The organism is Methylocaldum sp. (assembly GCF_035627495.1).
In the GTDB taxonomy this organism is placed as follows: Bacteria; Pseudomonadota; Gammaproteobacteria; order Methylococcales; family Methylococcaceae; genus Methylocaldum.
This window is the reverse complement of sequence record NZ_DASPLO010000215.1, coordinates 1-9,112: the sequence shown is the minus strand read 5'-3', so window position 1 is coordinate 9,112 and position 9,112 is coordinate 1. Positions and strand designations below refer to the sequence as shown.

5 protein-coding genes are annotated in these 9,112 nt (G+C 59.4%); 3 read left to right on the top strand and 2 right to left on the bottom strand.

Features of this window, described 5'->3' with window-relative positions; genetic code table 11:
- Positions 1-432: 432 nt before the first annotated feature.
- Both VEB01_RS21420 and VEB01_RS21415 read right to left on the bottom strand, forming a co-directional pair.
- Positions 433-1,935, bottom strand: coding sequence for a DHA2 family efflux MFS transporter permease subunit (locus tag VEB01_RS21420; RefSeq protein ID WP_414675536.1), 1,503 nt, complete (start codon positions 1,933-1,935; stop codon positions 433-435).
- 123 nt (positions 1,936-2,058) lie between these two features.
- A complete protein-coding gene (locus tag VEB01_RS21415; protein WP_324879073.1) occupies positions 2,059-3,084 on the bottom strand; it encodes an HlyD family secretion protein in 1,026 nt (341 codons plus the stop codon).
- Positions 3,085-3,169: 85 nt separating this feature from the next.
- Between VEB01_RS21415 and VEB01_RS21410 the strand changes: the two genes are divergently transcribed.
- The 3 genes from VEB01_RS21410 to VEB01_RS21400 form a co-directional block, all read left to right on the top strand.
- Positions 3,170-3,778 (top strand): TetR/AcrR family transcriptional regulator, encoded by a 609-nt coding sequence (locus VEB01_RS21410; RefSeq protein WP_324879072.1) that lies wholly within the window; start codon positions 3,170-3,172, stop codon positions 3,776-3,778.
- Entirely contained in the window at positions 3,762-5,186 is a 1,425-nt protein-coding gene (locus tag VEB01_RS21405; RefSeq protein WP_324879070.1) for an efflux transporter outer membrane subunit, read from the top strand. Before VEB01_RS21410 ends, VEB01_RS21405 begins: the two co-directional genes overlap by 17 nt.
- A 449-nt stretch (positions 5,187-5,635) precedes the next feature.
- Positions 5,636-9,112 (top strand): HigA family addiction module antitoxin (locus tag VEB01_RS21400; RefSeq protein ID WP_324879069.1); only part of this gene is annotated, 3,477 nt, incomplete at its 3' end.

Below are 9,112 nucleotides of genomic sequence, written 5' to 3'. Positions count from 1 at the left end.
GCGGCACTGGCGAAAACTCAATGGCATTCCCCGCTTGGCTCAGGTTATCGAGGGAGTCGTGTTCAAGGACGGAGTTCGGGAAGACGCCGAGAAAATCGCCGCCTGAGTCCGCCCCGTACACAAAATTTGACCATTACTCATGAAAGACAAAGACGCGACAAACCGAATGAATCAAGCCTGATGCCGCTACAGAGGTTTAGAAAATGCTCTAGATCTACGCCTCTATTGGTAGATTTTACGCGTGTAGACCATAGGCATGCTGAATGACTGCTCTTGGCAGAAGCGACCTTTCGTCAAAGAGCGCTCTCGACCCATTCTGGGGCGGTGGATTTTTCGTGGCTTAATTGGTTTGCATGATTGGTTTGCATGCCCCGCGCGCACCGCTCAGCGGCTTGGAATCTCTGTGATTCGACGGACATGGGCGTTATCCGGTCAATGCCCGCCGCCTGCATCGCCGGAATCCGCCGATACTTGTCTAACCCACGGCATCAGCAAGAGCGCCAGGAAGAAAACCAGGCCCAGAGTATGAAACAGGGCATTGAGGGTCATCACCTCGGCTTCGCGCATCACCAGACCGTAAAGCTGCTTGAGCGCGGCCAGTTCGCTGTCCGGCAAAGACGCACCGCTCAAGCGTTCGTGCAAACCGGCCAGTAAAGCTTGCGCCTTTGCCGAACCGGGCGTCACCGCTTCGCGCAACACGGCGTAATGTTCCTTGTTCAGTTGAATCATCAGCGTGTTGGCGACCGCGAGGCCAATGGCCCCGCCCAGGTTGCGCATAAGGTTGTAAAGCCCGCTGGCGTTCTTCACCTCCTCGGGCGGCAGGGTACCCAGCGCCAGCGAATTGATCGGCAAGAAGCAGAACATCAGGGCGAATCCTCTCAGCGCTTGCGGCCAGAAGAACTCCCAGTAGCCGGCGTCATGGGTGAGACTGCCGTTCATCCAGCTCCCCAAGCCAAACAAAAACAATCCCAAGGCCAGCATCAAGCGCGAGTCCAGAATCTTGGCGAGAGGACCGGCGACGAAAGCCGACAAGAGCTGGAAGAGCCCCGTAACCATGACGTACTGGCCAATTTGCAGGCTGTTCAGGCCCTTGACGCTGGCCAGGTAGACCGGCATCAGATAAATGAGGGTGTAAAGCCCGATACCGAGGACGAAGCTGAACAAACAGCCCACGGCGAAATTGCGGTTGCGGAATGCCCGGAGGTCGACGATCGGGTGATCGATGGTTAGCTCGCGATAGAACATCGCGATGCCGGTGGCGGCGGCGACGAGACTGAAGAATACGATCTCCCGGCTTTCGAACCATTCCTCCCTAACGCCTTCCTCCAACACGAACTGCAGGCTGCCGAGGAAGGCGACGATGTACAGGATGCCGCGGAAATCGATCTTGTCCAGCAATTCCCAATCCGGCTCGTCCACCCGCACGAACAGCCAAGTGGCCAGGCATACCAGGAATCCCGGCACCAGATTGATCAGAAACAGCGCCTTCCAGGAGACCGATTCCGTAAGATAGCCGCCCAGCACCGGCCCCGCCGTGGGGGCGACGGTCACCACCAAGCCGACGACAATCGTCATCGCCGGCTGAAGACGCGGCGGAAAGAGGGTGTAGATCACGGCGAATACCGAGGGGATCATGGCGCCGCCGAAAAAGCCCTGAAAGGCGCGGAACGCCACCATGGACGGCAGATTCCAGGCCAGCGCGCAGAACAGGCTCATCAAGGTGAAGCCGCCGCAGGACAGGACGAACAGGTAACGGGTCGACAACGCTCGCCCCAGCCAGCCGGACAGGGGGATGATCACCACCTCCGCCACCAGATAGGCGGTCTGCACCCAGGTGATCTCGTCCCGGGTCGCGGATAACCCGGCCTGAATCTGCTCCAGGGAACTGGCGACGATCTGAATGTCCAGGATCGCCATGAAAATGCCGAACACCATGGCGATGAACCCGATCCATTGCCGGGGACTGACTGCCTGGCCCTGGACCACGTCCTCGCGCGCCGCATCGCTCCCGGCAAGTGGCTCGGGAGATGAAGGCTTTGCTACCGCCGCCATGCCGCGCTACCGCACCTTAACCTTGACTACCGTGGAAAGACCCGGTCTCAGGCGGCTCACGTCGGTGCCGGGCCGGAACAGGATCTTCACCGGCACGCGCCGCACGATCTTGGTGAAGTTGCCGGTGGCGTTTTCCGGCGGCAGCAGGCTGAATTCGGCGCCGGAAGCCGGCGCGAAGCTATCCACCCTCCCTTCGAATCGGCTCTCGGGGTAAGCGTCGACCCGAATATCCACCGGCTGTCCCGGCTGCATCCGTTCGATCTGGGTTTCCTTGAAATTCGCTTCCACGAAGAGTCCGTCGGTCGGAATCAAGTAAGCGAGCACGCTGCCGGGTTTCACCAGTTGCCCGACCTGCACGCTGCGATTGCCGATAATGCCGGCGATGGGCGCCACGATATGGGTATTCGCCAAGTCGATGCGGGCCAGTTCCAGCGCGGCCTGGGCTGCCTGCAGCCGGGCCCGGGTCTCGCCGATTTGGGCATCCAGGGCAGTCAATTGGCTTTCGGCTTCCAGCTTTGCCGAACGGTATTTCTCCCGCTGGGCTACGGCTTGCTTGTAGGCAGCCTCGGCAATGTCGCGGGTTTGAGCCGAAATCGCCCCATCCGCCGCCAGGTGCCCGAATCGCTTCACGTCCTTCGCGGCCCGTTCCAAGTCGGCCTCCGAGGCGGCGATATCGGCCTCTTGCTGACGGATCTTCGCGCCCTGCGTCCGCTTGTCGGTCTCCAAGGTCTGAACGTGCGCCGTTTCCACCATCACTTGCGCTTCCGCCTGGGCGACCTTGGCCTGGAAATCATGGTCGTCGATGACGACCAGGAGATCGCCCGGCATCACCTTCTGGTTGTCTTCGAACAGCACCTCCTTGACGTAACCGGTCTCCTTGGGGCCGATCAAGCTCATGTGCGCCTTCAGGTAGGTGTTGTCGGTGGCCTCGAAGGGGTGGATCGCCTTGAGCCAATACACGGCGCCGATCGCTGTCCCGATCGTCAACACGAGAAGGACAAGCACGGTTCTTTTGGAAACGGGGATTCGCATGATCTATTGTTGTCGTACTAAACGGTGTGGTTTAGTCTAATCACTGATCCCATTTCAAGGCAATGTGATTTATTCGAGCGATGTCATGAATAAAGCCTCCAACCCCAAACGACAGGCCATTCTCGATGCGGCCAAGCACGCTTTTCTCGCGCACGGTTACAGCGGCGCCAGCATGGAAGCCATCGCCGAAGCCGCGCCGGTGTCGAAACCCACCCTTTACAATCATTTCCACGGCAAGCAGGAGCTGTTCGCCGCCGTGATCGCCGGTCAGTGCGAGGCATTCCTGCGCACCCTCTCGCGTGCCCAAACCGAGCTAAGGGATCCGGCAGCCGGCCTGAAAGCCATCGCCGGCGCTTTCGTCGATCTCATCTATGCGAGAGAGGCCCTGGATCTTTATCGCCTGATCATCGCCGAACAGCAGAGCTTTCCGGAACTGGGCGAACTGGTCTACCGCTCCGGCCCGGAACCCGTGCTGAAACGACTCTCGGCCTATCTGAACGAACTGGATAGGCGCAGCGCTTTGCGAATCCCCGATGTGAACACATCGAGCCGATTGCTATTAGGCATGCTGCAAGGCGATGAGCATTTGCGCTGCCTCTTGGGTTTGCAGCCGGGCTTGAGCGAGGCGGAAAAAGAACGCCTCATCGACTCCGCCGTTTCGCTGTTTCTCAAAGGCCATGGCTATGACGCCTAAGTGGGGCTGGTTAGGCCTGCTGATCGGCTTGGCCGGATGCACCATGGGACCCGATTACCGAAAACCCGTGTCCGCTGTTCCCAATCGCTGGCAGGCCGGAAAGGACGCGACCGCCGATCTGAAACCCATTGATCCGGAGACCCTGAAAACCTGGTGGAAAAGCTTCGGCGATGCCCGGCTGGACCGCTTGATGGACCAAGCCCTGGCGGGCAACCTGGATCTCAAGATGGCGCTGGCCCGGATCGATCAGGCCCGGGCCGTGCGCCGCGGCACCCGCGCGGAATTGTTCCCGAGCGTCGATGTCGCGGCGAGCGCCCAGCGCAACGACAATCCTTTCCCCGGATTGGCACCCGGCATCCGCTACAACCTGTTCGAGCTGGGTTTCGATGCCTTGTGGGAGATCGACCTGTTCGGCCGTCAGCGGCGCCGGCTGGAAGCGGCGTCGGCCGACCTGGAGGCGGCGGGGGAGCAATACGCCCAGGCCCTGGTGACGCTGACGGCCGACCTGGCGCGAAGCTATATCGAATACCGCAGCCTTCAGAACCAGTTGGGGATCACCCGCGCCAACCTGGAGGCGCAACGGCACACCCTGAAACTGACGGAGAGGCTCTTCGACGAAGGCGTCGGCACCCGCCATGACGTGGTGCGGGCACGGGCCCAGGCCGAGACCACGGCAGCCCAGATCCCCACCCTCGAAGGCGAGCTGACCGCCGTGCTGCGGCAACTGGAACTCCTGGTGGGGCAGCGCCCCGGTGCACTTGGGGCCGATCTGACCGAAGGGGGTGCCGTCCCCATGATACCGGGCCGGGCGATCCTAGCCTCCCCTGCGGCGACGATCCGCCATCGTCCCGACCTTCGCAGCGCCGAACGTCAACTCGCCGCCGCCACAGCGATGCAGGGGGCCGCGATCGCCGAGCTGTTCCCGAAGGTCTCGCTGTCCGCCTTTTTGGGCCTCCGCAACACCGACCTCGACGCCTTGTTCAAATCGGCCGCCTTCTCCTACGGCACCGCCGCCAACCTCCTGCAGCCGCTGCTCAACTTCGGCCGCGTCCGTGCGGGCATCGATTTGGCCGAAGCCCGGCAACAGGAAGCCTATCTCGCCTTCGAGAAGGCGGTGCTCGAAGCCCTTCGGGAAACCGAAACCGCGTTGACCCGCTACCTCAAGGAGGAAGTGCGGCGGCAGACGCTGGCCCGCTCGGTGGCGGACCTCCGCGAATCGGTGCGGCTGTCCCAGTTGCGGTATAACGTCGGGGTCATCTCGTTTTTGGACGTCCTGGACGCCCAGCGCGCCCTCTATACCGCCGAAATCGAGCTCGCCCGGTCCGAAGCGGGGGCCTCCACGAATCTGATTGCGGTGTATAAAGCCTTGGGCGGCGGCGCGAACGCCAGGCTGCCGGCAAATACCTGAATCGCTCGCAGGCCGAAGTCGGGCAAGGCAATGGTCGCGGCGACCGGTGACAACGTTTTTGGAGCGCTGAAGGGCTGCTTCGTGCCTTCAACGGACAGTCAAGGCCGGCAGAGTGAATTTCCGCTGTTCGGCCAAAGCCGACTGTCGGCATAACTCCGGGACAGATTGTTCTGACCGTCCGCTTTCGACGTTGATCAATCTTACTTGCGCCGTAAAGCACTCACCTTTTTACCCCCGAGCGTGGTCTTCACCTTTACCACCTAACCACAGACTGAGTGCAGCCGGTGTGGCCTCTTATCAAGCGGGCACCAAGCTCGCCCCACCTATCGATGTGACACGGGCTCGCTCAAATCCCCCAATCAAGTCAAGTAGGACAATGAAACATCCAATGTTGTATCCTGTTGCGCAACAGGAGACACTGCGCCACATGGTCACACAGTGAGGTTTCTATGTCCGACGCTCCTAAAACAATCCTTACAGAGGCTAGCACCATCGAGCCCGTCCATCCCGGCCAATACGTCCGTGACTCTGTCTTGGCCGAAAAGAAGCTGTCAGTGTCGGCTGCTGCGAAACTCGTCGGTGTCGGAAGGCCAGCACTGTCCAATTTTTTGAACGGACATGTCGCCGCAACGCCTGAAATGGCATTGCGGATCGAAGTTACCTTTGGAATCCCAGCACAGCACTTGCTCGACATGCAGTCGGCATATGATGCCGCCCAAACCAAGGCAAAAGGCACTCCAGCGAATGCCATGCCTTATGTAGTGCCGTTTCTCGGCATCAAGGCGGCCGACATCGAAGCGTGGGTTGATCGAAATATCTCAGCCCGAACTCGACTATCAGTTTTGCTCCGTATGCTCGTGAACTCCACTGGGAGTGGCATCACAAAGATCGACTTTCCCGGTAACGACGATGCGGAGCGGCCTGGTTGGGACGGCTACGTCGACTCCAAGCAGCCGACGCCATGGATCCCGGAAGGTCTTTCTGGCTGGGAGTTCGGTACCAATCAAGACATTAAAAAGAAGGCCGATGACGACTTTACCAAGAGCGTGAAAGCCATCACTAAGGCAGAGCGAGATCAGACGATCTTCGTGTTCGTCACGCCCCGGCACTGGCCGGGCAAGGCGGACTGGATAAAGAAAAATAAGGCCAAGGGCCAATGGAAAGATGTCCGCGCCTACGACTCCAGCGATTTGGAGCAATGGCTCGAACAATCCCTTGCGGCGCAGGCGTGGTTCGCCAACGAGACACGCCGCCCCTCCAATAGCGTACGCTCCCTCGACAAATGCTGGGCCGACTGGGCAAATGTAGCTAGTCCGCCACTTGCCGGATCACTGTTTACACCCGCCGTTGACGGCGCTCTACGAACGATGCTCTCTCGACTTTCGAAGCAGCCCGACGAATCAACTGTCATTGCGGCGGACTCCACCGAAGAAGCGCTGGCGTTCCTGGCGCAACTTTTTGGACCGGCCGGCGGTGACGAACTCGAAAGATACCGCGATCGGGTTCTGGTGTTTGACGAACCAGGAGTGCTGCCGAAGTTGGCTCAAGGCACTAAGGGCTTCATAGCTGTCGCCACTAGCCGGGAAGTCGAACGCGAGCTCGGCCCACTGGCGCGTACGATGCACACCATAGTCGTCTATCCGCGCAATGCAGCGAACGCAATCTCACATGTAGTTCTAGAACCGTTGAACTATGAAGCGTTCCGCTCGGCTCTCGAAGAGATGGGATATGGACGTGATGACATTACGAAATACGACAATGAGTCGGGCCGGTCACCCACTGTTCTACGGCGTCGGCTGGCAAACGTTCCGGCTATTCGCACGCCAGAGTGGGTCGCCAATCATGAAATCGCTGCCCGCCTGATCCCTTTCCTGTTCATCGGCGCGTGGAGTTCGGCGAACACAGCGGACCAAACTGCGCTGATGCTGCTCGCCAATGAGGACTCTTACGAAAAGCTAGAGAAAGAGTGTCAGCGTCTTGTGGGCCTGAACGACGCTCCGCTGTGGTCGGTTGGCACCTACAGAGGCGTGATCTCTAAGATAGATCTCTTGTTTGCCATTGCCGGGTCGATCACGACTCAGGACCTCCAGCGCTACTTCGATATGGCCAAGATAGTTCTAGGCGAAGACGATCCCAAGCTTGACCTGCCCGAAGATAAACGCTGGGCTGCGCAAATTTACGGCAAGTCGCGGGAATTCTCTGCCGTTCTGCGCGAAGGCATTTCGGAGACGTTGGTTCTGTTGGCCGTTCACGGAAACTACCTGTTCCGGTCCCGCCTTGGCTTCGACTGCGAAGTCGCCGTCACGCGGCTCGTCAGGGAGTTGCTGACGCCGCTGAAGACGCGCATTCTTGAAGCGAACGAGCGCAATCTTGCCGCGTATGCCGAAGCCGCGCCTGACGAGTTCCTTTCAATTTTGGAAGAGGACTTGAGAACTGACCATCCAGAGTGCTATGGCCTCATGAGGCCGGCCAACCCCGGCCTCTTCGGTGGTGGGTGTCCTCGAACCGGATTACTCTGGGCGTTCGAAGGACTTGCTTGGAGTCCGGACACGCTGCCTCGGACTGCCCTCATCTTAGCGCAGCTCGCCGAAATCGAAATCAACGACAACTGGGTCAACAAGCCTATTCACTCTTTGGAGTCGATCTTCCGCGCGTGGATGCCGCAGACCGCCGCCGATCACAACACACGTCTGCGGGTTATGGACCTCCTTGCGGACAAGTTCCCGAAAGTGGCGTGGAAGATCTGCATCGAGCAGATGAACACGGACTCCAAAATAGGAGATTACAGCCACAAGCCAAAGTGGCGTAACGATGGCCACGGCTTTGGCGAGCCTTTCAAGACGTGGGACCCAATCGTCGCCTTCGTGCGAGAGATGATCGATATGGCTCTCAACTGGAAGGGCGACTATACGCGCGAAATGCTTTGCGATCTGATTGAGCACCTCCATGGGCTGTCCGAAGAACATCAGGCCAGAGTGTGGAATCTGGTAAAGACTTGGGCGGATGCGGGCGCTTCCGACGCCGACAAGGCATGTGTGCGCGAAAAGATCCGATTGACGGTCATGTCGCGTTGGGGCGTGAAGCGTTCCAAGGAAACCGACTCCACGAAGCTGTCAGCTGCTGCGAAAGCCTCGTATTACGCGCTAGAGCCATCCGATCTCCTGTACAAGCACGAGTGGTTGTTCCGCGAGAATTGGGTCGAAGAGTCGGCGGACGAACTTTATGACGATGACATGGACTTCTCCAAGCGTGAGGAGCGCATCACGAAGCTCCGGACCGAAGCCCTGCGCGAAGTCTTTGAGGCCCGTGGGCTCCCCGGTATCTTCGAGTTAGCCGAGATGGGCAACGCTGCATCGTCAATTGGATGGCTTATGGCGGAGATGCTGCTGCCGGAGAAAGACATTCCCGGCTTCCTGTTAGCCGCGCTGCCGCCCGCATCGGAAAACCAGTGTTGGACCAAGAAAAACCTTATTATCGGATCACTAAGCGCAGTACGCGATGAAAAAAAACGTGTGAGCCTGCTGAAGAAGGCAAAAAAGGAGCTCTCGGAGGCCGATTTCGTCAGGCTGCTGTTGCTCGCACCGTTCCGGCGCAGCACTTGGCAGATAGTCGACGAGCTCGATGAACAGCACGGTCAGACATACTGGAATGACGTCTATCCGAACTGGATTCACGATGCGGACGATGAAAACAACGAGGCGGTCGAGCGCCTGCTTGCGGCGCAGCGCCCCCGTGCCGCATTTGCCTGCGTCCACGTTAGGCTTGAGGCGATCGGGCCTGAGCTGTTGTTCCGGCTGATGTCTGAGATGGTGAAGGAAGGAAAGGACCAGCCCGGCCATTACCAGCTGAACCGGTACTACATTGAGGAGGCATTCGCGCTGATGGACAAGAGCCCGGTGCTGACGCTTGAGCAGAAGGCGAGCCTT

What these genes read in the sequence shown, in the direction of transcription:
- VEB01_RS21405 (WP_324879070.1), top strand. Translation starts at nt 3,762, where the DNA reads ATGGCTATGACGCCTAAGTGGGGCTGGTTAGGCCTGCTGATCGGCTTG.
- VEB01_RS21420 (WP_414675536.1), bottom strand. Translation starts at nt 1,935, where the DNA reads ATGGTGTTCGGCATTTTCATGGCGATCCTGGACATTCAGATCGTCGCC.
- VEB01_RS21410 (WP_324879072.1), top strand. Translation starts at nt 3,170, where the DNA reads ATGAATAAAGCCTCCAACCCCAAACGACAGGCCATTCTCGATGCGGCC.
- VEB01_RS21415 (WP_324879073.1), bottom strand. Translation starts at nt 3,084, where the DNA reads ATGCGAATCCCCGTTTCCAAAAGAACCGTGCTTGTCCTTCTCGTGTTG.